The 22,618-nt window shown below is 62.2% G+C and carries 19 protein-coding genes and 1 pseudogene; 9 read left to right on the top strand and 11 right to left on the bottom strand.

What is annotated here, in order from left to right; all coding sequences use genetic code 11:
- Positions 1–90: 90 nt before the first annotated feature.
- The 3 genes from VGU25_09340 (at position 91) to VGU25_09330 (ending at position 3,750) form a co-directional block, all read left to right on the top strand.
- Positions 91–633, top strand: coding sequence for a gluconokinase (locus tag VGU25_09340; protein ID HEV2577400.1), 543 nt, complete (start codon positions 91–93; stop codon positions 631–633).
- A gap of 51 nt (positions 634–684) precedes the next feature.
- A complete protein-coding gene (locus VGU25_09335; protein ID HEV2577399.1) occupies positions 685–1,458 on the top strand; it encodes a glucose 1-dehydrogenase in 774 nt (257 codons plus the stop codon).
- Positions 1,459–1,578: 120 nt separating this feature from the next.
- Positions 1,579–3,750, top strand: a complete 2,172-nt coding sequence (locus VGU25_09330) for a glycoside hydrolase family 3 C-terminal domain-containing protein (GenBank protein HEV2577398.1) — start codon at positions 1,579–1,581, stop codon at positions 3,748–3,750.
- A 117-nt stretch (positions 3,751–3,867) separates the two neighbouring features.
- Here the strand turns inward: VGU25_09330 and VGU25_09325 are convergent, their stop codons facing one another.
- The 3 genes from VGU25_09325 to VGU25_09315 form a co-directional block, all read right to left on the bottom strand.
- Complete coding sequence (locus VGU25_09325; GenBank protein HEV2577397.1) at positions 3,868–5,469, bottom strand: DHA2 family efflux MFS transporter permease subunit; 1,602 nt, start codon at positions 5,467–5,469, stop codon at positions 3,868–3,870.
- Between the two features lie 108 nt (positions 5,470–5,577).
- A complete protein-coding gene (locus tag VGU25_09320) occupies positions 5,578–6,756 on the bottom strand; it encodes an acyltransferase (GenBank protein ID HEV2577396.1) in 1,179 nt (392 codons plus the stop codon).
- 112 nt (positions 6,757–6,868) lie between these two features.
- Entirely contained in the window at positions 6,869–7,444 is a 576-nt protein-coding gene (locus VGU25_09315; protein ID HEV2577395.1) for a TetR/AcrR family transcriptional regulator, read from the bottom strand.
- A gap of 127 nt (positions 7,445–7,571) precedes the next feature.
- Between VGU25_09315 and VGU25_09310 the strand changes: the two genes are divergently transcribed.
- Positions 7,572–8,090: a hypothetical protein gene (locus tag VGU25_09310; protein ID HEV2577394.1), complete on the top strand. Its 519-nt coding sequence runs from the start codon at positions 7,572–7,574 to the stop codon at positions 8,088–8,090.
- A gap of 29 nt (positions 8,091–8,119) precedes the next feature.
- On the opposite strand, the gene VGU25_09305 is transcribed toward VGU25_09310, so the two are convergent.
- The 5 genes from VGU25_09305 to dnaK all read right to left on the bottom strand — a co-directional run bounded on the left by VGU25_09305 (position 8,120) and on the right by dnaK (position 13,410).
- Positions 8,120–9,367: a J domain-containing protein gene (locus VGU25_09305; GenBank protein ID HEV2577393.1), complete on the bottom strand. Its 1,248-nt coding sequence runs from the start codon at positions 9,365–9,367 to the stop codon at positions 8,120–8,122.
- Between the two features lie 48 nt (positions 9,368–9,415).
- Entirely contained in the window at positions 9,416–10,312 is an 897-nt protein-coding gene (locus VGU25_09300; protein ID HEV2577392.1) for a DNA-formamidopyrimidine glycosylase family protein, read from the bottom strand.
- Positions 10,305–10,931, bottom strand: coding sequence for a hypothetical protein (locus VGU25_09295; protein ID HEV2577391.1), 627 nt, complete (start codon positions 10,929–10,931; stop codon positions 10,305–10,307). The genes VGU25_09300 and VGU25_09295 overlap by 8 nt, the downstream gene beginning before the upstream one ends.
- Before the next feature lie 85 nt (positions 10,932–11,016).
- Positions 11,017–11,265: a hypothetical protein gene (locus VGU25_09290; GenBank protein HEV2577390.1), complete on the bottom strand. Its 249-nt coding sequence runs from the start codon at positions 11,263–11,265 to the stop codon at positions 11,017–11,019.
- Between the two features lie 225 nt (positions 11,266–11,490).
- Positions 11,491–13,410: a molecular chaperone DnaK gene (gene dnaK, locus VGU25_09285; GenBank protein HEV2577389.1), complete on the bottom strand. Its 1,920-nt coding sequence runs from the start codon at positions 13,408–13,410 to the stop codon at positions 11,491–11,493.
- A gap of 288 nt (positions 13,411–13,698) precedes the next feature.
- Here dnaK and VGU25_09280 point away from each other — a divergent pair, with 288 nt between their 5' ends.
- Entirely contained in the window at positions 13,699–14,508 is an 810-nt protein-coding gene (locus VGU25_09280; GenBank protein HEV2577388.1) for a hypothetical protein, read from the top strand.
- 28 nt (positions 14,509–14,536) lie between these two features.
- Here VGU25_09280 and VGU25_09275 read toward each other — a convergent pair whose 3' ends face one another.
- Complete coding sequence (locus tag VGU25_09275; GenBank protein HEV2577387.1) at positions 14,537–15,814, bottom strand: hypothetical protein; 1,278 nt, start codon at positions 15,812–15,814, stop codon at positions 14,537–14,539.
- A 13-nt stretch (positions 15,815–15,827) separates the two neighbouring features.
- On the bottom strand, positions 15,828–16,784 hold the full coding sequence (locus tag VGU25_09270; protein ID HEV2577386.1) for an SDR family oxidoreductase: 957 nt from the start codon (positions 16,782–16,784) through the stop codon (positions 15,828–15,830).
- Positions 16,785–16,854: 70 nt separating this feature from the next.
- On the opposite strand from VGU25_09270, the gene VGU25_09265 reads away from it, so the two are divergent.
- The 4 genes and pseudogenes from VGU25_09265 (at position 16,855) to VGU25_09250 (ending at position 20,480) form a co-directional block, all read left to right on the top strand.
- On the top strand, positions 16,855–17,271 hold the full coding sequence (locus VGU25_09265; protein HEV2577385.1) for a helix-turn-helix transcriptional regulator: 417 nt from the start codon (positions 16,855–16,857) through the stop codon (positions 17,269–17,271).
- A 330-nt stretch (positions 17,272–17,601) separates the two neighbouring features.
- Positions 17,602–18,516 (top strand): manganese catalase family protein, encoded by a 915-nt coding sequence (locus VGU25_09260; protein HEV2577384.1) that lies wholly within the window; start codon positions 17,602–17,604, stop codon positions 18,514–18,516.
- Positions 18,517–18,840: 324 nt separating this feature from the next.
- A complete protein-coding gene (locus VGU25_09255; GenBank protein ID HEV2577383.1) occupies positions 18,841–20,043 on the top strand; it encodes a glycosyltransferase in 1,203 nt (400 codons plus the stop codon).
- Between the two features lie 17 nt (positions 20,044–20,060).
- Positions 20,061–20,480: pseudogene (locus tag VGU25_09250) on the top strand (four helix bundle protein).
- Positions 20,481–20,483: 3 nt separating this feature from the next.
- Here the strand turns inward: VGU25_09250 and VGU25_09245 are convergent.
- Positions 20,484–22,574, bottom strand: coding sequence for a glycosyltransferase family 39 protein (locus tag VGU25_09245; GenBank protein HEV2577382.1), 2,091 nt, complete (start codon positions 22,572–22,574; stop codon positions 20,484–20,486).
- Positions 22,575–22,618: the final 44 nt, after the last annotated feature.

Genomic DNA, 22,618 nt, shown 5'->3' with positions numbered 1-22,618 from the left:
CGCTTCGCGTATGAATGGGGCACCCGGTTCGAGCCAGTTCCTGGCACCCGGTGGTACAGTAGCTGAGATTTTGTTCGGAGATGCGCGGAAATGATCGTGGTGCTGATGGGAGTGAGCGGGTCGGGGAAGACAACCATCGGCACACTGCTGGCGAAGCGCACGGGAACGGTGTTCGCGGATGCCGATGACTATCATCCGGCGGCGAACAAAGAGAAGATGCACGCGGGGATTCCGCTGAACGATGAGGACCGGCAGCCTTGGCTGGAGATTCTGAACGGCGTGCTGCGGAGCTGGTACAAGAGCGGTGAGGGGGGTGTGCTCGCGTGCTCTGCGCTGAAGCAGAAGTACCGGGACACGCTGGCGAACGGGATTCCGTCGAATGCGATCACGTTTGTATGGCTGGATGGGGACAAGGAACTGTTAAGTGAGCGGCTGGCGGCGCGGCATCACGAGTTCATGAATTCGAAGCTGCTGGACAGCCAGTTTGCGACGCTGGAGCCGCCCAAGGACGCGCTGCGGGTTGTGAACGATAAGACCCCGGAGCAAGTGGTTGACGAGATTCTGCAGCACGTTGCGTTGACGCAGGATGCGGCTGAGACGGGAAAAGCAAAAGCAGATCCCCTGCGGGGATGACAGAAAGTAAGGCAACGGCATTGCGCCGATGCGGAAGATGAGGGAGAGGCGATGGCAGGCTTGTTTGATTTGAGCGGGAAGACGGCGGTGGTGGTGGGTGGAACGTCGGGCATTGGCCTGGCCATGGCGCTGGGGCTGGCGGACGCAGGCGCGGACGTTGTGGCGAGCTCGCGCCGGCAGGAGCAGGTGGACGAGGCGGCGAAGCAGATTGAGGAGCGTGGGCGGCGGAGCTTGCGCGTGGCGTCGGATGTGGGTGACCGCGCGAGTTTGCAGGCGCTGTGCGATGCGACGATTGGCGCCTTTGGCAAAGTCGACATTTTGATCAACTCGGCGGGTAAGATCAAGCGCGCGCCGACGGTGGATTTTCCTGAAGACGAGTGGAACTCGATCATGGAGACGAACGTGACGGGGACGCTGCGCGCGTGCCAGATCTTCGGCAGGAAGATGCTGGAGAAGGGTTATGGGCGGATCATTAATATCGCGTCGCTGAACACGTTTGTGTCGCTGAAGGAAGTGACGGCGTATGCGTGCTCGAAGGCTGCGGTGGGGGCGCTGACGCGGTCGCTGGCGGTGGAGTGGTCCGCGCAGGGTGTGACGGTGAATGGCATTGCGCCGGGTGTGTTCCGCACGGCGCTGAATGCGGAGCTGCTGGACAAGAGCGAGCGCGGCAAGGAGCTGCGGATGCGCACGCCGATGGGCCGGTTCGGCAAGACAGAGGAGCTGGTGGGCGCGGCGGTATACCTGGCGTCGGATGCGGCGGGGTTTGTGACCGGCGAAATCCTGGTGGTGGATGGCGGATTCCTGGCTAGCGGCGTGAATCAGTAGATCCGAGGGGCAGGCGGCCTAAATCAAAAGACAATCGTTTTTCTGTGGACGCAGAGGCAGCCAGTCTTGCATGGGAGATGCTAGACTGGCTGCCTTGTTTGCAAAGGAGCGAGACGCGTGATGAAGGTAGCCCATTGTGTGGCTGTTTGTGGAGTGCTTGGCCTGACGGCGTTGACGGTATCGGGACAGAACTCGAACAGGAGCCGGCCGTGGATGGACGCAAAGCTCTCGCCGGAACGCCGCGCAGAGCTGGTGCTGCAGCAGATGACGCTGGACGAAAAGATTGCTCTGCTGCACGGCGAAGGTATGGCGCGGCAGACTGACCTTCCGCCCGAGGTTGAGGCCGTGCAGGACCAGTCGAATGGCGGCGCCGGATTTGTGCTGGGTGTACCGCGGCTGGGTATTCCGACGATCCAGATGAGTGACGCGGCGTATGGTGTGCGGCAGAGCGCGAACAACGGACGCTACTCAACTGCGCTGCCGTCGAATGTCGGATCGGCTGCGAGCTGGGACCCTGATGCGGCGTGCGCTTACGGCAAGCTGATCGGCGATGAACTGCGGATGCAGGGCTACAACGCGACGCTGGGTGGAGGGACGAACATCACGCGTGATCCGCGGAATGGGCGCACGTTCGAATACATGGGCGAGGACCCGGTGCTGGCAGGGACGATGGTCGGCGCGCGCATTCGGTGCGAAGGCGGCGAGCATGTGATCTCGGACATCAAGCACTATGCGTTCAACGATCAGGAGAGCGGGCGGCAGGAGGTGGATGCGCAAATCGGCGAGCGCGCGGGACGTGAGAGCGATCTGCTGGCATTTGAGATTGGCGTGAAGACCGGCCACCCAGACGCGGTAATGTGCAGCTATAACGGCGTGAACGGCGACTACGCGTGCGAGAACACGTGGCTTCTGCATGATGTGCTGAAGACGGAGTGGAAGTTTCCGGGATTTGTGATGTCGGACTGGGACGCGACGCACAGCACGGTGAAGGCGTCGCATGCGGGGCTTGATCAGGAGCAGCCGCTGGATTTGTTCTATGGCGCGAAGCTGAAGCAGGCGGTGGAGAACGGAGAAGTTTCGCAGGACGAGCTGAATGATCATGTGCGGCGAGTGCTCTGGGCGGAGTTCGCGAGCGGGATCATCGACGATCCCGTTGTGCGTGGGGTGGTTGATCCGGAGCATGGGTTTGAGGTGTCGCAGAAGGTCGAAGAGGGAAGCGTCGTGCTGCTGCGGAACGAGCGCAGCACCTTGCCGCTGGATGCGACGAAGGCGCAGTCGATTGCGGTGATTGGGTTCAATGCGGATATGGGGATGATCTCGGGCGGCGGGTCGGCGCAGGTTGATGCTCCGGGACAGGTTGGCGGAACGCCGTGGCGCAAACACGTCTGGTTCCCAACGTCGCCTCTGAAGGCGATCCAGGCGCAGGCGCCGAACGCGAAGGTGAGCTTCAGTTCGGGTGAGCGGATCGAAGATGCGGTTGCGAAAGCGAAGGCTGCGGATGTGGCGATTGTGTTCGCCTGGCAGTTCGAGGCGGAGGGCAACGATCTCGAGAATCTCTCGCTGCCTGGCAACCAGGACAAGTTGATTGAGGCAGTCGCGAAGGCGAATCCGCACACCGTAGTCGTGCTGGAGACTGGAACGGCTGTGACGATGCCGTGGCTGGACAGCACGAGTGCGGTACTGGAGGCTTGGTACGGCGGATCGAAGGGAGCTGATGCCGTCGCGCGGCTGTTGTTCGGTCAGGTGAACCCGAGCGGCAAGCTGCCAATGACCTTCCCGCGCAGCGAGGATGAGCTACCGCGCACGAAGATTGCGCAGCCTCCGCCACCCGTGAAAAACGGTGTGCTGAGCTTCAAGGTGGATTACAACATCGAGGGCGCGGCGGTTGGATACAAGTGGTACGAGTCGCAGAAGAAGCCGGTGCTGTTTCCGTTCGGCTTCGGCCTGTCGTACACGACATTCAAGTATTCGGATTTGAAGGTCGGGCACGATGGTGAGTCGGTGACGTTAACCGTGACGAATACGGGCGCGCGTGCGGGGGCGGAGGTTGCGGAAGTTTACGTGCACCTGCCGGAGAGCGCGGGCGAGCCGTGGAAGCGGCTGATTGGCTACAGGAAAGTCGAGTTGGCGGCGGGCGAGAGCAAAACGGTGACGATGGATGTCGATCCGATCTATGAGTCGATCTGGGATGTTGCCGCGAAGCGCTGGACGCGGCCAAGCGGCGAGTATCACGTGATGGCTGGGCCGTCGTCGGCGGAGACGCCGCTGGAGGCGACGTTCACGGCGCGGTAAGGCCGGCCTTCAAACACAAAAGCAGATCCCTTTAGGGGGATTACAACAACAAAGACCAAGGCCTGCCAACTCGGCAGGCCTTGGTCTTAGAGTGCACCGCTGCTTTGAGAGTGCGGATTAGTGCGCTCCGGCGGGGCCGCGGCCGGGCTTCACTTTCTTGAACAACCACACGACGATGACGCAGCCGGCGCTGAGTAGCGAGAGCCAGCGGAAGACGTCGACGAAGGCCCAGGTGGAAGCCTGGTGGAGTAGTTGGCCGTAGAGGCTGGCCTGTGCGGCTCCGGCGGCGTTGCTGGGACCGAATTGGCCGTTGAGGAAATGCTGTGCGCCTTGCACGCTGTTCTGGAAGGCGATGCCGGTCTGCGGAACGTGATTGACGATCTCGTTCTGGTGGACGTCCGCGCGGCGCACGAGCAGCGTGGTGGCGATGGAGATGCCGATGGAACCACCGACGTTGCGCATCAGGTTGAAGAGGCCGCTGGCGTTGCCGATCTGGTCGTTGCGCAGCGTGCCATAGGCCGCGGTGTTGATGGGCACGAAGACGAAGCTGAGGCCGAAGCCGGTGATGAGGATCGGAAGGAAGAGGGTCGTCGGCGAGATCTGGGTGGTGATGGAGCCGAAGTAGAGCGTGGTGAGACCGAAGGTGATGAAGCCGAAGGTGAGCAAATAACGCGGGTCGGCTTTGTTCGACAAATACCCGATAACCGGCATGCCACAGATGGCGCCGAGACCGCGCGGCGCGACGACGAGGCCCGCGGTGAAGGCGGTGTAGCCCATCAGCTCCTGATAGAAGAGCGGAAGAACGGTGACCGTGGAGTAGATGGCGATCCCGAAGAGGAAGATGAGCGCGCAGCCGATGAGGAAGTTGCGATCTTTGAGTACCTTGAGATCGACAAGAGGATCTTTGCCCCACCAGGACTGATAGATGAACCAGCAGAACGAGAGGACGAAGAAGACGCAAGCCCAGCGCAGCCAGATGGCGCCGAACCAGTCGACCTCCTGGCCCTTGTCGAGGATGATCTGCAGGCAGCCGCTCCAGACGGCAAGCGTGCCGAAGCCGATCTTATCGAAGCGCGCGACCTTCGCTTTAGAGATGTACGGCGGGTCGTGGACGAAGCGGCTGATCATGAAGACCGCGAGCGCGCCGATGGGGATGTTGATGTAGAAGGCGTAGCGCCACGAGTAGGTGTCTGTGAGCCAGCCGCCGAGCGTGGGGCCGAGCACCGGAGCGACGACGACACCAAAGGCGAAAACCGCCATTGCCGCACCACGCTTGCGCGGAGGGAAACTCTCGAGCAGGATGGCCTGCGAGAGTGGCTGCAGTGCGCCGCCGCCTGCTCCCTGGATCACGCGCGCAAAGAGGATGAAGCCAAGGGTCGGCGCGGCACCGCAGGCGAAGCTGGCGATGGTGAAGATGATGACGCAGGTGACGAGGAAGCGTTTGCGGCCGAAGCGGAGCGAAAACCAGTTGGACGCCGGAAGGATGATGGCGTTCGCGACGAGGTAGCTGGTGAGCACCCAGGTAGCTTGATCAGTCGACGCAGAGAGCGAGCCCGCGATGTAGGGAAGCGCGACGGAGGCGATCGCGGTATCGAGCACCTCCATGAAAGTGGCAAGCATGACAGACGCTGCGATGATCCACGGGTTTACGCCCTGCGTGACCTCCTGCGGCGCCTCAGCGGCCGTGGATTGGTCGAGCGTCGCGGTAGCGCTTGCCATGCGTCCTGTGCCTGCTTCCGTCGTGCGGGGATAGGGCGAGCAAAGTCGCCACCTTGCTTTGGATGCCTGAGGCGGAAATCGGATGCGGGGTGGCCGATGTTCGGTCGACTATGAATTTGGTGTCGTAGAGACGTGTGCCTGCGGCGGAAGCGGTGAATGCATCGGGAAGCGGCGCTTGTAACGCAGAATGGGAAGCTCGAAGAAATAGTAGGAGAGCGACGCGAGCGCGACGGTGATGGGGAAGGCGATGAGAAAACGCGCGAGCTGGTACGTCGCGCCTGAGGTTGCATGTGCGGCGCGGCCGCCGAGGACATCAATCAGCGGCTCGATGAAGATGTGCAGCACGTAGAAGCCATAGCTGATGCGGCCGAGAAAACGCAGAGGCGGCGAAGACAAAATGAGGCGCAGGCGGCCGGTTCGCATCGCGATGGGAATGATTGCGGTAGAGGCGATTCCAACACCCAGCAGGCCGACGGTGAACTGCGGATAAGGCGAGAGATAAAAGCTGCCGGAGCGCCAGCTGGCAAGCAGGTAGAGCACGATGCCGGACCAGAAGGCAGTAACCGCCCAGCGCTCGACCAGCGGCCACTGTGGGCCCCGTAGCGCGAGTGCGAGAGCGGCGCCGAGCGCGAGCGTGCCCGCGTGCGTCAGCAGGAAGGGATCGAGCGTAGCGGCGAAATCGGGCGGGACGATCGGCAGATGGGTGAGGATGCGAAAGACCTCAGAAAGCGCCACGATCCAGAGGCTGAGGTTCAGTGCCCGCGAGCGCGTGCCGGAGAACAGGACCAGCGCCGGCCAGACGATATAAAACTGCTCCTCTACTGCCAGGCTCCAGAGATGGAAGAGCGGAAGCGGCGAGATGGGCAGCAGCGCTGTGCTGACGAGGCCGGGAAGATTTTGCAGAAAGCCAGCGTAGAGAAGAACCGGCGTGAGCTCGGCGAGGCGCGTGCCGCGCGCGACCGAGGCGAGGAGTGCGATGAGCACGACGGCGTAGTAGAGCGGAAAAATTCGGAGCACGCGTCGCGCGTAGAAATTGCGCAGAACATCCCGTTCCTCGCGTGAGTCCCACAGGCTGCCGGTGATGAGGAACCCGGAGAGCGCGAAGAAGAGGATGACGCCGGTCCAACCGGTTTCGGTGAAGTATCCCAGACCGCGCACGAGCGGATTTGTGGAGCGCAGGCCGCCACCGTAGTGAAAGATGTAGACGAGCAGGATGGCGACTCCGCGCAGGCCGTCGAGTGCAGGGTCGCGGCGGCCTGTGGCCGCTCGAAAGCGCGCAGAGGGCATTGCGCTCAGCCTAGGTGAGAGTTGCGGTGGAGTCAACGCAAGGGGTTACATCGTTCGATGCGGGCCGCGCGTGCAAGCCGTTGATCGAGCGTGGGGATGGTGAATGTGGCCATCAGAAGCTACGCGAAAGAAAGTCTCGCGCGCTCTTGAGGACCTTCGCTCGTGCCGCGGGATCGGGCAGTATTCGTGCAATGGCTATTGCTCCGAGCATGGTTGAAAAAATGGAGATGAAGTTGCGCTCTCTCTCTGCGGAGCGGCGCCCGGGCATAAACGGTAGCATTCGGGCCTTATAGTTGCTCAGTTCTTCGAGAATCCGCGGCTTCATCGCCTTGTCGACGCGCGCGAGTTCGGGCGCGAGTGCAGCCAGGGGGCAGCCACGCTCCGGGTGATCGGCGTGCTCCGGGCTGAGGTAGATGTTTACGATCGTCTTCCAGGCGCTCCCGGGTTTGGACTTCTCCGTGGCCTGCACGAGCATGTCGGCGATCTGCCGAAAACCTTCGCTGAGCGATTCCAACAGCAGCTGATCCTTGTTTTCGAAGTGCTTGTAGAAGCCGCCGTGGGTCAGACCCGCGTCGTGCATTACAGTGGCGACCGCGGCACCGGACAATCCCTGCTTGCGCACACGACGGGAGGCGTCTTTGACGATCTTGTGGCGGACTTCGGCTTTGTGTTCAGGCTGGTAGCGCATCGCGTTGATTATAGGATGTCCTTGATCATCTCATGGAACCGACATAAGAAATCTCGAGTTGGCTCTAAAGAAAAATTTGAGTCTATTGGATGACGGCTATAATCCCATCACGCTATAGGAGGGCGATATGTCGCCAGAAATTATTTTCCCGACGCAACTCGTCTTAGGTTATGTAGCGTGGTTTCTCCTCTTCGGCACATATATTCGGCCGAAGCTCCGCTCAATGAATTGGATCGACACGCAGCGCGCCATCGCTACATTGCATAGCTTCCGCTTCTTCGGGCTTGTGTTCATCCTTCCGGGAGTCGTTGGCACGCTGCCTGCGACCTTTGCCCGCTTCGCTGCTTACGGAGACTTCGCGACAGGACTGCTGGCGATTGCGGCGCTGCTCGCAGTGCGCGTGCGTCCGCTCTTCACTGCGCTTGTAATCGCATTTAATTTGGCGGGAGCGGCCGACATTCTCATCGACTACTATCACGCCACAATGGAGGGACTTCCTGCCGTGGCCGGGCAGCTAGGCGCGACGTACTGGATTCCGATTCTCTACGTGCCGGTGCTCATGATTACGCATGGCGTTGCGTTTTATCTGCTGCTGCGTCCTCAGCGTGCGTCCGCGCCCGCTCTGGCGGGCGAGGCTGCCGCCTAGATAAAGCGGATCAAGGCCCGCTGCGCCGGTTAGAGCTCGTTGAAGAGATCGGCGCGCGGGTCTTCCGGATTGAGTCGCTGAAGCTCGCGCAGAATTTCTTTTGAGCGCTCATCCTGAATCTTCGGAACGACGATTTTGATCTCAACGATCTCATCGCCGCGCTGGCCTTCTCGTGTGGCGCTGGGCACGCCCTTCTCGCGCATCCGCAGCTTCTGTCCCGTCTGCGTCCCGGGAGGAATCTTAAGCTGCGCGCGTCCGGCATGATGGCCGTCACCATCGATGGTCGGCACCTCGATCCGCGCGCCGAGTGCAGCCTCCATCGCGGTGACCGGGACAGTGATGTGGATGTCATCGGCAACCCGGCGAAACAGCTTGTGATGCCCAACGCGGATGATGAGAAACAGATCACCCGCAGCCGCGCCTTCCGTGCCGGCGTTGCCCTTGCCGGGGAGGCGGATTCGCTGCCCGTCACGCGTGCCCGGCTTGATGCGGAACTCGAGCGGCTCATGGCGCGTGATGACGCCGGCGCCATCGCAGGTCGGGCAATTGTTCTGCACCTTGCCCGAACCTCCGCAGCGCGGGCACTGAATGTTGAACTTCATGCGGCCGCCGGTCTGTTGCACCTGCCCGGTACCGTGGCACTCCGGGCATTCCATGGGCTTACCTACGGCGCCCGTGCCCTTGCAGGTCGGGCAGGGTGACTGGCGCTGAATTTCCAGGCGCGTGATGCCTCCACGGATTGCGGTCCAGAAGTCGATCTCCACCTGGTATTCAAGATCGGTGCCGGGTTGCGGACCGCGAGGTTGGCGGCCGCCACCACCGCCGCTGAACATGCTGCCGAAGATGTCGCGGAAGCTGGAGCCGAAGCCGGTGGATTCTGTCTGCTGTGTGCGCCGGCCCTCAGGTGTGAAGCCGGAGAAGTCAAAGCCGGAGAAGTCGAACGGAACACCCTGGTCGGCTGCTCCGCGACCCCCGCCGAAGCCGCCGGCGGCACCTGCACCGCCGCCCGCGCGAGCATACGCTTCGGCCGCGGCGGGGTCGATGTTGTCGGAGTAGAAGCCGAGCTGGTCGTAGACCTTCCGCTTCTTCTCGTCGGAGAGAACGTCGTTGGCCTCGGAGATTTCTTTGAATTTTTCCTCGGCTTTTTTATCCCCGGGGTTCACGTCGGGGTGGTACTTGCGCGCGAGCTTGCGAAAGGCCTTGCGGATCTCGTCCTGCGTGGCCGCCTTCTTGACGCCGAGTACGCCGTAGTAGTCCTTGCTCTTTGGTCCTGCCATAGTCTTGTTCTCAACTTACTCTACAGATGCGCCGAGAGGGTAGACGCATCATCGAGGTGTAGCAGCCTGACACACCGGGCACCAATAGAGCGTGCGGCCGGCGATGTCGCGGCGCTGAATCTTTGTGCCACAGACGAAGCATGGCTTCCCGTGCCGGCGGTAGGCGTAGTGGACCTCCTCCTTGGGCGGCTGACCGGTCTTCTTCGTTGGCCTGTCCTTGGCGCGCGTGGTGACAATGCGGCGGTCGAGCATGCCCGCGCGGAGCAGCGGAATGGAATCCTTCCAGATGGCTTTCAGCGTCTGCAGAGGCACCTCGCGGCCCTCCGTGAAGGGGTCCAGCCGCGCGCGATAGAGCAGTTCCGCGCGGTAGATGTTTCCGATCCCCGAGAGTACGGTCTGGTCCATCAGAAGCACAGCAATCGGCGTCTTCGCGCTGAGAATGCGATCGAAGGCGGGCTGCGGATCGTCGCCATCGAGGGCATCGGGGCCGAGGCGTGCGAGCAGCGCCTGCCAGTTGGCGTCGGTCCAGAGCTGGCAGGCTGACGCGCCGCGGAGTTCCAGCCAGTCGATCTGCTCCGGAATGAGTGCGCTCGTGCCATCATCCGACGAGTACCAGCCGTGGCGCTTGTTTGGTGTGGCTGCGTCCTTGCGCGGCTTCGCGCCGACGGGCCACATGCGCAACCGCAGCGCGCCCTTCGGCTCAGCGAGCGGCATCTGCCCCTCGGTCCAATCGCCATAGCGGCCCAGGTGCACGTGCAGAATGCGATCTTTGCCGAACACGTAGCCGAGGTGCTTGCCTTTGGCGAGCACGCGCTCGAGCTTGCGGTTATCCAGCTCGTCGGCGTCGGGGAAGCGGCCGTTCGGCGACTCCACGCGCAGCTTCTTACCAGTGAGTGCGGCGCTGTGGCGCTCGGCCCAGCGATGAATCTCGTTGCCTTCAGGCAAGGTCACGCTCCCGAGCGGCGGCCTCGGCCTTGCGGCGTGCACGGCGGCTCATCGGCTGTACGGGCGCTTCCGAGGTCTCGAGCTCGTAGCGGTAGTGGTCCAGGATGCGCTCCGGTGTCCAGAGTGACCAGTGGTTCGCATTCCTGGCGTGCATGCGCTCGATCTGGATCTCGTCCATGGCGCGCATGAGCTTGCGGAGATCGCTGTACTGCACGGAGTACGGGCTGTCTTCATTTTCGATCAGCGGCCGCAGGTCGACGTAGACAGGTTGCGCCCACTCGTAGAACGTGTGCCAGACGTCGTAGACGTCCAGGTGGACCTTCTTGACGAGCAGGCCAAGGTGCTCATAGAAGTCGAGGACTTCAAACGCCGCGACCGGTGGCTCATCGATGCTCCAGGGAAGGAGCCCGTTCTCACCGACCCGCGCCTGGGCGAGACGGCGTCGCGCGGCAGCGAAGGAGTCGCTGAGGAAAAAACTAAGCTGCTTTTCGAGGTTGTTTACCGAGCGATACTCGCGTTCGTGCCGAAGCTGCAGCGCCGCGTAGGCGATGGCTCCGCCGCTGGTAATGACGAGCGCAGTGGTGGCGATGGCCTGTACCGCCACCCAGTTGATGGTCATCTTGTCTCCAAAATGTTACGCATACAACAACCGCGGCCCTGTTTTGAGCCGCGGTTATTGGATGCCCGAATGTGTTAATCGACGATTAGTTCCAGACGGTCGAGGCCTTGATTGCCTCCACATTGAAAACCTGATCGGGCTCCGCCTGCTGCATGCGCGCGACGAACTCCTCCGCCTCCTCGCGCGTTGCAAACAGACTGCGCTGGTACAGGCGGCCGGCGCGAAGCGCATCACACCGCCAAAGAATTTCCCCCATATGCTCGTGCCCGAAGCCGAGGTTCCACTGCACTCCCTGGGGCCAAGCCCCGTCGTTCTTTGCTCTCTCGTTTGTCATTCCTCCGCCACCCTTCCAGCCCAATTTCCAGCTAATTATTAGAACCCGATCCACCCGTTTTCGATTCGTTTTCCGAGTCAATTCCGTGTCGTTTCTTCGTCATCGCTTTGTCGCGTCGACGACGTAGATACAACAAGGAGGAGGCTCCAGATTCGAAGCACTCCTCCTTGTAATACGCGCTACGAAGCTATTCGGTTCTGTTACCTGGCTTCGGATTCCAGTGTTTTACTTTTCAGTGTCGACATACTCCGCATCGATCACGCCTTCGTCCTTCGGCTGATCCGTCGTTCCAGCCGCGGCCGCATCGCCGTCGGTCGGAGGAGCGGACGCACCCGCAGACTGCGCCTTGTAGAGCGCCTCGGCGAGCTTGTGGCTTGCCGTCGTCAGCCGCTCACGCGCCGCTTCCATCTCGGTCTTCGAAGGATCGCCGCCGGCCAGCGTGGTCTTGGCATCGGCAAGCGCGGTTTCGACGTCGCCCTTGTCCGCAGCCGCGACCTTGTCGCCGCCTTCGCGCAGCATCTTCTCGACGTTGTAGACCATCGAGTCGAGCTGATTGCGGGCCTCGATCTTCTCCTTGGCTTCCTTGTCCTCCGAAGCGTGCGCTTCGGCGTCCTTGGCCATGCGGTCGATCTCGTCCTTGCTCAGACCCGAAGAACTCGTGATCGTGATCTTCTGGTCCTTGCCGGTGGCGTTGTCTTTCGCCGTCACGTTCAGAATGCCGTTCGCGTCGATGTCAAATGTGACCTCGATCTGCGGCATGCCGCGCGGAGCAGGCGGGATTCCGCCGAGCTTGAACTTACCGAGCGTGCGGTTCTGCGCTGCCATCGGCCGCTCGCCCTGCAGGACGTGGATCTCGACCTCGGTCTGATTGTCGGCCGCCGTCGAAAACGTCTCCGTCTTCTTTGTCGGGATCGTGGTGTTGCGCGGGATCATCGGCGTCGCCACGCTGCCCATCGTCTCGATGGCGAGCGTCAGCGGCGTGACATCCAGCAGCAGCAGGTCCTTCACATCGCCGGCAAGTACGCCAGCCTGGACCGCAGCGCCAATCGCAACAACTTCATCAGGGTTGACGCCCTTGTGAGGCTCCCTGCCGAAGAGGTCCTTCACCAACTGCTGAATCTTCGGCATGCGGGTCTGTCCGCCGACGAGCACGACCTCATCGATCTTGCTCGCGTCGACGCCAGCATCTTTCATCGCCTGCTTGCAAGGTCCAATCGACTTCTGCAGCAGGTCATCGACCAGCGACTCCAGCTTCGCGCGGCTCAGCGTGCGAACCAGGTGCTTCGGACCGGAAGCGTCTGCCGTGATGAACGGCAGATTGATCTCCGTCTCCTGCGCGGTCGAGAGCTCAATCTTGGCGCGCTCCGCGGCGTCCTTCAGACGCTGCAGCGCCATCTCGTTGCCCTTCGAGGTCAGGTCCAGACCCGACTCGCTCTTGAATTCCGAGATCAGCCACTCCACAATTCGCTGGTCCAGGTTGTCGCCACCAAGATGCGTGTCGCCGTTGGTCGACTTCACCTCGATAACGCCATCGCCGACCTCGAGGATCGAAATATCGAACGTTCCGCCACCGAAGTCATACACGGCGATCGTCTCATCCTTCTTCTTGTCGAGTCCATAAGCCAGCGCGGCTGCGGTCGGCTCGTTCACGATGCGCTTGACGTCGAGACCGGCAATCCGGCCGGCATCCTTGGTCGCCTGGCGCTGCGCGTCGTTGAAGTACGCGGGCACGGTGATAACGGCCTCGGTGACCGTCGTGCCGAGGTAATCCTCTGCGGCCTTCTTCAGCTTCTGAAGGATCATCGCGGAGATCTCAGGCGGGGTAAACAGCTTGCCCTGCGCCTCCACGGCCACGTGATCGCCCTGCTGGACGACCTTGTAGGGCACCATCTTCATCTCGTCCGAAACTTCGTTGTAGCGCCGGCCCATAAAGCGCTTGATCGAGTAAACCGTGTTCTGGGGGTTCGTAATCGCCTGGCGCTTCGCCACCTGGCCCACCAGGCGTTCGCCATTCTTCGTAAACGCCACAATCGAGGGGGTCGTACGTCCGCCCTCCTCGTTCGGGATGACCTTGGGTTCGCCACCTTCCATCACGGCGACGCAGCTATTAGTCGTGCCGAGATCTATTCCGATAATCTTTGCCATGTTGTTGCTCCTGTACCGGGCCAAAGTTCCGGCCCTGATCGGGTTTAGCCCGGCCCGGCCGGGTCTGTCTGACCTCCCTCACTGTCGCATGTGAGTGAAGTATTGTCAACCTATCTGATGCTCCGGTTCGCTATTGGATGCCGTTTCCTGAAGGATTTTCCGGAAAAAACCGCTTCGGGCGGCTTGGTTCTGGCACCCGCCGGGGTGGGGGGTAACCATACCGGGGAATTGTGGCGGGACCCCGCTGTTGCCATACTGCGGGCAGCCATTAAGGCTGGAGTCCCCCAGATGCACCTTCGCCGACCTCGTTACCGGAGCACGATTGCCGTCTCCTCGCTTGTTTTGATGCTGGCGCTGGCCGGCTGCGCGGACGACGGTGTCGTCTACGACTACACCCAGAACTTCGTGAACGGGAACTGGCAGGTGAGCGCCACGGGCAGTGGACTGCCGCTGCCGATGATGTCGGGGGCGCTCGTCGGGACGTCGAGTGGAGCGTTCACAGGCGTGCTGCACGCGGATGCGACAACCGGGTGCGCGACGGCAGCCCAGCCGATCGCCATCACGGGCACGACCGACGACACAGGCTTGATCACGCTGACCGGACCGGTTGCCGGAGGAACGCTGACGATCTCGGGCGGACTTTCATCCGACGGGCGCTCGCTGACCAACGCAACCGTGAATGTAACTGGCGGGCAGTGCGCGTTCGTGAGCTCGGTGAAGGCGCAGGTGCAGAACTACAGCTCGGTGACGGGAACGTACGTCGGAACCTTCTCGGACACGCAGAAGCCGGTGATGAACGTGACGGCGAACCTGACGCAGTCGGCGAATGGGGATACGGACGGCAACTTTACGCTGAGCGGGACGGCCAACCTGGGGACGAATCCCTGCTTCGTGAGCCCGGTAACGGTTGTGAACTCGCAGGTGACGGGCGGAGCCTTTGTCCTGACCTACACGGACAACACCACCGGCAACAGCGTGACCGCAACCGGAAGCTTCTCCACCGACGGATCAACGCTGACTGTTTCGAACTGGTCGCTGACCGGGCCGTGCGGAGCGGACACTGGAACGGGAACGCTGAGCAAGCAGTCGGGAAGTTAGGAGGTGAGAAGTTAGGGGTTAGGAGCTCCTAACTCGCTGACTTCCTACCTTTGCCTTGCCAGAGGAGAAAGTAGCTCAACAACAGCGCCGCTCCTAATCCGCCGACAACGCAATCGATACCGGGCAGACCACGTGTGCCCCAGCGGTCGGCGCCCCAGCCGTCCACCTCGATCATGTAAAGAACCGGAATGTTGCCCATCGAGTTGATGATGGAGTAACGTCCGCTGCCGCTCTTGCCGGAGTTGCCGAGAAATTCGAGCACCACGGCTGTGAACAGGGCGTAGGCCGTGCCGACGGTAAACAAGTACAACAGAACACCGACGTAATAGGTCGCAGGCGTCATCGGACCAAGCCAGAGCACCGCAATCGTGGCGGCATTGACGATACCCACGCAGAGATAGACGACTGGTGCCGAGATGCGCGCGGGGATCGCTGCCCCGACGAGCGATCCACCCGCTGTGAGCAGCCCGCCAACCAGACCATTGACCCAGGCGACGCTGTCGCCGCTGACGCCATAGCTCTTCGCGATGCCGGGAATCAGCCCAATGGCCGAACCGGTGGCGATTGGAAAGAGCATGCAGAGCGTGTAGGGAATCGCTCTCCAGTTCAGGAACGTGCCCTTGAACTCCAGCCAGACACGCTGCATGGTGTGGCCGAACGAGCCGGTCGCCAGTTGGTCCTGCTTTGGAGCGGCCAGCGCGAAGAGCGTCGGCAGACCAATGAGCGCAGCAGCCGCCAGAGAGAGCGTGTCGCGGGAGACGCGCGAGCTGAGCCCGATCAGAACACTGACGGAAAGCGCCCCGAGCCCCATCGATCCAGCCTGGTAGAAGCTGCCCGCAACGCGCTTGCTGCGTTCGGAGTGCAGAGCACCCATCATGCCGCCGCAGCTTGAAACCACGAGCTGGCTCAGGCACGCGCTCAGCAGCATCAGCGCGAGCGCTGGCGTGGAGCTAAGGTCTTTCTGGTGAAACGCCGCCGCCATCAGGACCGCGGAGAGCAGACCGCCGACCAGCGACCAAGTCCGGCGGCGCACGAAGAAGTCGGTGATCGGACTCCAGAGAAAGTAGAGGCTCGTGGGAAGAGCTAGCAGTCCGATGAGGTGCGACTGCACCTTGCTGCCGATGCCTTGCTGGCTCAGCAGAAAGCCGAGCACACCGCCCTGGATGACTCCGTTGGCGACGATGGCGGAGGGCGCAATGATGAAGCCGAAGATCCACGGACGTTCCGGCCGGTCAGGCGTCGTGGCATCGGCGAGCGGACCTTCGGTGAGAGCTGCCTCCGCGCCGACGGCTTCAATCTCATTCATCGAATGGAAGGTATCACGGCGCGTCCGGGAGAACGTATTCGTTCGCGAGGCCCGCAATGAGTTGGCTCGTCCCTGGGCAGTGGCCGTGGACGCGTGCCGCGAGCCACGCATGCGGTGTGATCACGATCTCGGCGCAGCCATGCGTGACGGCGGAGTAGATGCGGCAGGCCGCATGCTCTGGCGTGGTGGCGATGCCGGGAGTTTTGGCGCCGAACATGAACCACCGCTTCTCCGCTTCCACATCGCCGGTGAAGTGCGCGTGGTGCTCGCCGCCAGTACGCATCAGGCCGGGGCAGACGGTCGTGACGAGAATGTTCGCCTTGCGGAGTTCCGCGTGCAGACCTTCCGAGAATCCGACGAGAGCGAATTTCGATGCGGTGTAGGGCAGCATGTGTGGGACCGGCACCTTGCCACCGATCGATGCGATGTTGACGATGGCGCAGCGGCGGTTCCAGCCTGGCATGGGGTACTGCTGGCGCAGGCGCGGCAGCGCCGCCCAGAGAATGTGCAAGGGTCCGTAGAAGTGGATGTGCATGGCGCGGTAGAACGCGTCGAGCGGCTGGACCTCCGCGGGCCCGACCTCGATGATGCCAGCGTTGTTGATGAGGACGTCGATGCGGCCGAAGTGCGCGAAGGACTCGTCGACGAGACGATGGCATTCCATTGGGTTGGCGAGGTCGCCCTGGAAGAGGTAAAAGTCCTCGGGACGCAGGTGCGGGTGTTCGGCGATGAGAGCAGCCTGCGCTGCGTGCAGTTCGCCAAGGTCGCGGGCGGCGAGGATCAGCCGGATGGGGCGGCGTGCGAAGCGTGAGGCAATGGCGTAGCCGAGGCCGCGGCCACCGCCGGTGACGAGGACGACGGCGCCGTCGGGTGGCGGAGCGGCCCGGAGAGCGCGGGTGGTGGCGATGGCGGCGGCGGCGAATCCGGCTCCGAGGCCGGCGAGGAAGAGCGGGTTCAGCGAGCGGGCCATGCGGGCTCCTTGTGGTGTTTGGTTCCTAGTTGGATGCGATGCGACCGAGCCTCGGGGTATTCTTGTGCCGATGGCGACGAAGAGGAAGTCCAAGGGAGCGTACATGATCTCGGCGGTAGCCGAGATGTATGACATTCACCCGCAGACGCTGCGATTGTACGAGCGCGAGGGGCTGTTGCGGCCGTCGCGTTCCGAGGGCAATACGAGGTTGTACACGGACGAGGACCTGGAACGGCTGGAGTTCATCCTGAATCTGGCGCGCGACCTGGGCGTAAACATCGCCGGAATTGCGATTGTTCTGCAGATGCGGGAGCGCATGGAGGAGATGAACCGCCAGATGCAGGGATTTGTTGAATACGTCCGGACGGAGATGCTGAGCCGGATGCAGCAGGCGCAGGGGCAGCAGGCGGGGCTGGTTCCGGTGCGGCGGCCGGTGGCGGTGCCGCTGCGCGATGCGGTGCAGTCGGCGGGGAAGAAGCGGCGGTAGATCGCCTTGGTAGCCCCCCTCCCCCGGTTTTTGCGCAAAATCTTCAAAACAAATGGGTTATGGGTGGACCTCCTTTGGCAAAGTCTTGATTCTAAAGGCTTGGGGCCCGTACAGGGATAGCTGGCGGAATTGGCACAGACAGGGTCTTTTAGGGTCCTCGCGGCGCCCTATGAGCTTAGTCGGCTACAAGACAATACACGCTAGTGAACGCGTTTCCTGGGCGCTCCGCTGGCCGCGGCAGACGGGCCGCATCTTACGCTTAGAGACAAATGACATCCTGCCTAACGGGCGATGACTCCCACGCACGCCGAAAACCGAAATGGGGATTGAATGTATCACCACATCAAGAAGCTTATGTACACCGTGAACGTCGGAACGCCCGATGTGAAGTTTGGCAAACTCCTGCTGGAACAGTTCGGCGGGGCGAACGGTGAACTTGCGGCTGCCATGCAGTACACCATCCAGGGCTGGAATTGCGTGGATGATCTGGCACGCCGGGACCTTCTTCTGGATATCGGCACCGAAGAACTCAGCCATCTGGAAGTTGTGGGCGCGCTAATCCGAATGCACCTGAAAGAACTTAAGACCAATCGCGAAGCTGCCGATGCGGATCCGCTGGTGACCATTGCGGGAGGCGGCGGCGTGAGCCTCTACAACTCGCAAGGCAATGCCTGGACGGCGGATTACCTGAAGATTACAGGGGAACTGGATGTTGACCTGCGCAGCAATATCGCAGCCGAAGCGCGGGCCAAGATTGTGTACGAACGGCTGATCGATCACACGGATGATCCGGGGACGCTCGACACGCTGCAATTTCTCATGACGCGTGAGATTACTCACATGAAGGCCTTCACCGCTGCGCTGGAAAGTATGGAGAAGCCGCCGTTCTCGATCGGTTTCCTCAAGCCCACGCCGGTTCTGGTGGATGAGTATTTCAATGGTTCGACCGGGGACGGTGACGAAGGCGAGTCGGATATGCGCGGACCGTGGCAGACATCGTTCGGGCTCGAGCCGGTCGAGTCGCAGATGAACGGAGGACAGGGGCTTTCGGTCGGTGAGGTGAAGGGAACGGAAGACCAGGAAGAGCGTGGTCGCCAGGACTCCGGACAGAAGGCGACGACATCTGTCTTTGGCGAGGCTCTCAGTCAGACGCATCCCAGCACAAACAAGGGCGGCGAAAAGAAGTCTCGTGGTTCAAATGGGAACGGCTCTCATCGAGGGTCGGGAAAGAAGCCCAAAGCTTAGACAGGATCCTGAGCGGAGTATGCAGGCATGGAAAGGCGGCCCACACGGGCCGCCTTTCTGTTTCGGTTTGAACTTCAGGAACCGGGTCCCCGCTGGATGGTTCGCATCATGCGATGGAGCTGGAAGCTTCGAGCCGCAAGTTAGTTGCGGCGCCCTCGGCGTATAGGTCGGGCCTTCAGCCCTTTGGAGTCAAAAAAATGAGCTGACCTAAGGTTTCCCCTTAGGCCGGTATAGAACGCGCCGTTCGAGCTGAACTACACTGGAGGACGGGGTTTTGCGGCTGAAGTCGCCATCGGGAAGCCCGTGTTTTGGCTTCATGAGCCCGTGTTTTTTCTAAATATGCATATTGCACTTCGCGTTTTGTTCTGGGTTGCGGCCGTGGGGTCGGTGACCTCTTCGATTTACTGCGGTATGGTAGTGGCGGCGGCGGCCCGGTTTGGGCTGCGGCGGCGGCGTGAGGAACGTATACCAGCGGATTATCTGCCGAAGCTGAGCGTGCTGAAGCCGGTCCATGGGACCGAACAGGGCATGGAGCGAAACTTCGAGACGTTTTTTGAGCAGGACTATCCGGACTATGAGCTGCTGTTCTGCGCGCGGCATGATTCGGATGAGGGGCTGCGGCTGGCGCGGCGCGTGGGAGCGAAGTATCCGCATGTGAACGCGAAGTTCGTGACCTGCGGCGAGCCTATGCCGAAGTTTCACAACGCCAAGGTGTACTCGCTGGCGAAGCTGGATTCCGTCGCGGAAAATGATCTGTTCATTACGAGCGATGCGGATGTGCGGGTGCGGCCGAATTATCTGCGCGCGATGATTCAGACGCTGAAGGACCCGCATGTGGGGCTGGCGAGCTGCGTTTATCTGGGGACGCCGCATGAGGGCGCGGGGCTGGCGTCGAAGCTGGACGCGGTGGGAAAGAGCGTGGAGATGACGAGCGGCGTGCTGGTCGCGGACATGATTGAGGGCACGAAGTTCGCCCTGGGCGCGACGATGGCGGTGCGGCGGAAGAGCTTCCAGGATGTGGGCGGCTTCGACGAGCTGGGGCAGTTTTATGCCGACGATTTTGTGCTGGGAAACCGGCTGGCAGCGCAGGGAACGGGCGTGAAGATGGCGACGCATGTGATCCGGCTGATGGTGCAGGATTCGCCGTTTGGGCTGAGCTTCCGGAATCAGTTGCGGTGGATGCAGAGCACGCGGCGTTCACGGCCGTGGGGGCATTTCGGGAGCGGGCTGACGTTCGCGATGCCGTTTGGTTTGCTGGGATTGCTGTGGGGCTTGTGGAGCGGGCATGCGGTGATCGGCGTGCTTTGGCTGCTGGCGATGGTGGCGAACCGGTGGCTGCAGGCAGGCGCGGTGCTGACCGCGCTGGGGGATTCGGAGTGGCTTTCGAATACGGCGATTTATCCGCTGCGTGATCTGCTGGGTTGGGTCTTGTGGGTCGGCAGCTATGGTGGGGAGAATTTTTATTACCGCGGGAAGATTTATAAGTTGAAGCCGGGGGGACGGGTGGAAGCGCCGGAAGGCGAGTAGTTAGTGGTTAGTAGTTAGTGGTTAGTGAAAGGCGGGCTGGTTTGGCGGTTTCTTCTTTGCGGGGTTCGGTGGCGTGGCAAAAGGCAATGGAGCTCACTGCTGCGGTTTACAGGGTCACTCGAACATTTCCGGCAGATGAGCGATTCGGGCTTACGAATCAGTTGCGGAGAGCCGCGGTTTCGGTGCCAAGCAATATTGCGGAGGGATGAGGGAGACTTTCACGACGAGAATTTCTGCATTTCCTCGGAATTGCCAGAGGCTCGGCACTGGAGGTTGAAACTCAGCTTGAGCTGGCAGTGACGCTCGGATTCGGCGAACGTGACGAGCTGGAATTGACGCAGCAACTCGCGGTGGAAGTCGGCACAATCCTGAATGCGTCGATCGCCACAATCCGAAATCGTATCTCAGACAAGAACTCACTAACTACTAACCACTAACCACTAGCGATTCGAGAGCAGCGTTTTGCCGCCTGAGTCGGCGAGGTCGTGGACGGGGCCTTGGGGGGCGAGGAAGTGTTCGCGCTCGGTGGGGTGGTACGTCAGCAGGAAGATGCGGTGGGGGCCGGACCAGAGGCGGGTGAGGTCGGCGTCGGTGAGGAAGATTTGGGGGGCGTCGGGCCAGAAGCTGCCGAACCATGGGCCGTTGACGTGGCCGTTGACGAGGAAGGCGGGCTCGCATGTGTAGAAGAGCAGGGATGAGCCGGAGGTCAGCTCGCCGTCGATGAGGATGAGGTCGCCGGGACGCTTTTGGGCGTTGATGGCAAGGGCGATGTCTTTGGAGCCGAGGATGGGATTGAAGCGGACGTAGCCCTGGTGGGCGGCGAGGAGGATGCCCGTGGTGGCGGCGGCAAGCACGAGGTTGGCCGCGAAGGTGCGTGACCGCGGGCCAAGCGGGTGGGGTGGCTTGCCGACGGCGCTACGGCGGACGAGGTGCTGGATGGGGCCGAGAACGAGCGCAGAGACAGCGACGATGGAGAGGGGCCAGCGGAAGAAGCCCATGGCGGAGCCGGTGAGATCGAAGATGTGGCCGAGCGAGAGGTTGTAGAGCGCGGGATTGGAGCTGAGGAGGTCGTTGAGCGTGACGCCGGCGGCAGGGCGCGGTGAGAAGAGGGCGAAGTATCCGCAGATGAGGAAGAGGAGAGTGCCGATGGGAACGAGGAACCAAAGGGAGGCACGGAGGGTGCGGCGGAGTGGGTCGGCGTAGAAGGGATAGTTGGTGAAGAAGTGGTCGTCGGCCGCGGCGAGTAGGCCGCCGACGAGGAGCGCGAGCGCGGGGAGTGCGGGAAGGTGGTAGTACTCCTGCCGCGAGGAGATGGTAAAGAAGCCGAGGATGATGCCGGCCCAGAGCAGTAGGGCGGTGAGGGCTTCGGTGAGGCGGAAGGGGATGAAAGTGCGCTGGCGGGGGATGGTGGGAGGATGGTTGCGCGCGTGGCGGTCACGAAGGTGTTTGACGGCGCTGATGACCGCGGTGGGCAGGAAAGCCGCCCAGGGGAAGAGCCAGAGGACGAGCAGGAGCCAGAAGAGCGGGATGGGGACCTGGCCGTAGTCGTGGGGGATGCGGCGGCCGAGGAAGCGCGCGATGTGCTCGTTGTAGAGGTAGAACCAGGCCCAGCCGGCGCGTGGTGGGAGGCCGACGCCGCTGGGCATGGCGATGGCAGGGTTACAGAGCGCGGCGAGGATGTGCCAGGGGAGAGCGATGGCGAGGAAGGCGAGAGTGGCGGGGAGGAGCGAGAGCTTGGTGAGGAGTTTGAGTTGGCGGGTGATCGCGAGGTAGAGGATCGCGAAGAGGATGGGGAAGACGAGGCCGATGAGGCCCTTGGTGAGGACGCTGAGGGCGACGACGGCGGCGAAGCCGAGCATGGGCAGGAGTGGGGATTGTGAGAGCGTGCGAACCCACTCATGCGCGATGAGACTGCGCATGAATGGGGCACCCGGGGGGACGGTGGTCCGCGGGGCGCCCGGATTGGTGGGGATTCGAGTGCGGTCGAGGGCCATGAGGAAGAGGTGGACGGCGAGGGTCATCCAGAGGGCGATGAGGATGTCCGGGATGTAGAAGCGGGTGTAGAGCCAGGGGCCGATGGAGAGCGCCATCGCGAGTGCGGCGTAGAGGCCGCCGCGGTCGGGCGCGTGCGTGGGGGAGACGGCGGCGAAGAGGCGGATGCCTAGCGCGTAGACGGCGAAGAGGAGAGCGAGGACGCCGAGGGCGAGTGGGAGGCGTGCGGCCCAGTCGTGGATGCCAAAGATGTGCATGGAGCCGGCGGCGAGCCAGTACATGAGGGGCGGCTTGTCGAAGAAGCGGATGCCGTCGACGAAGGGAGTGACGTAGTCGTGGCGGAGGAGCATCTCGCGGGCGACTTCGATGTAGACCGAGTCGACGTCGTCGAGAAGGCCGGGGGTGAAGATGCCGCCGAGATAGAGGATGAGCCAGGGGAGGGTGATGAGCGCGAGGGAGCTGAAGCGCCAGGAACGGGGCGCAGCGAGGGTGCCTCGTGTGGGGCTTGAGGGGGACGGAACTGCGGTGGTTGAGATCACGCGTGAGGGTCTTTTCTATGGTCTCACGTTGTCAGATGGCGGCG

The organism is Acidobacteriaceae bacterium (genome assembly GCA_035944135.1).
In the GTDB taxonomy this organism is placed as follows: Bacteria; Acidobacteriota; Terriglobia; order Terriglobales; family Acidobacteriaceae; genus Granulicella.
This window is presented reverse-complemented; position numbering and strand designations above follow the sequence as displayed.

Excerpts from the sequence above, each read along its gene's own strand:
- VGU25_09340 (HEV2577400.1), top strand. The coding sequence starts at position 91 with ATGATCGTGGTGCTGATGGGAGTGAGCGGGTCGGGGAAGACAACCATC.
- VGU25_09335 (HEV2577399.1), top strand. The coding sequence starts at position 685 with ATGGCAGGCTTGTTTGATTTGAGCGGGAAGACGGCGGTGGTGGTGGGT.
- VGU25_09330 (HEV2577398.1), top strand. The coding sequence starts at position 1,579 with ATGAAGGTAGCCCATTGTGTGGCTGTTTGTGGAGTGCTTGGCCTGACG.
- VGU25_09325 (HEV2577397.1), bottom strand. The coding sequence starts at position 5,469 with ATGGCAAGCGCTACCGCGACGCTCGACCAATCCACGGCCGCTGAGGCG.
- VGU25_09320 (HEV2577396.1), bottom strand. The coding sequence starts at position 6,756 with ATGCCCTCTGCGCGCTTTCGAGCGGCCACAGGCCGCCGCGACCCTGCA.
- VGU25_09315 (HEV2577395.1), bottom strand. The coding sequence starts at position 7,444 with ATGCGCTACCAGCCTGAACACAAAGCCGAAGTCCGCCACAAGATCGTC.
- VGU25_09310 (HEV2577394.1), top strand. The coding sequence starts at position 7,572 with ATGTCGCCAGAAATTATTTTCCCGACGCAACTCGTCTTAGGTTATGTA.
- VGU25_09305 (HEV2577393.1), bottom strand. The coding sequence starts at position 9,367 with ATGGCAGGACCAAAGAGCAAGGACTACTACGGCGTACTCGGCGTCAAG.
- VGU25_09295 (HEV2577391.1), bottom strand. The coding sequence starts at position 10,931 with ATGACCATCAACTGGGTGGCGGTACAGGCCATCGCCACCACTGCGCTC.
- VGU25_09290 (HEV2577390.1), bottom strand. The coding sequence starts at position 11,265 with ATGACAAACGAGAGAGCAAAGAACGACGGGGCTTGGCCCCAGGGAGTG.
- dnaK (HEV2577389.1), bottom strand. The coding sequence starts at position 13,410 with ATGGCAAAGATTATCGGAATAGATCTCGGCACGACTAATAGCTGCGTC.
- VGU25_09280 (HEV2577388.1), top strand. The coding sequence starts at position 13,699 with ATGCACCTTCGCCGACCTCGTTACCGGAGCACGATTGCCGTCTCCTCG.
- VGU25_09275 (HEV2577387.1), bottom strand. The coding sequence starts at position 15,814 with ATGAATGAGATTGAAGCCGTCGGCGCGGAGGCAGCTCTCACCGAAGGT.
- VGU25_09270 (HEV2577386.1), bottom strand. The coding sequence starts at position 16,784 with ATGGCCCGCTCGCTGAACCCGCTCTTCCTCGCCGGCCTCGGAGCCGGA.
- VGU25_09265 (HEV2577385.1), top strand. The coding sequence starts at position 16,855 with ATGGCGACGAAGAGGAAGTCCAAGGGAGCGTACATGATCTCGGCGGTA.
- VGU25_09260 (HEV2577384.1), top strand. The coding sequence starts at position 17,602 with ATGTATCACCACATCAAGAAGCTTATGTACACCGTGAACGTCGGAACG.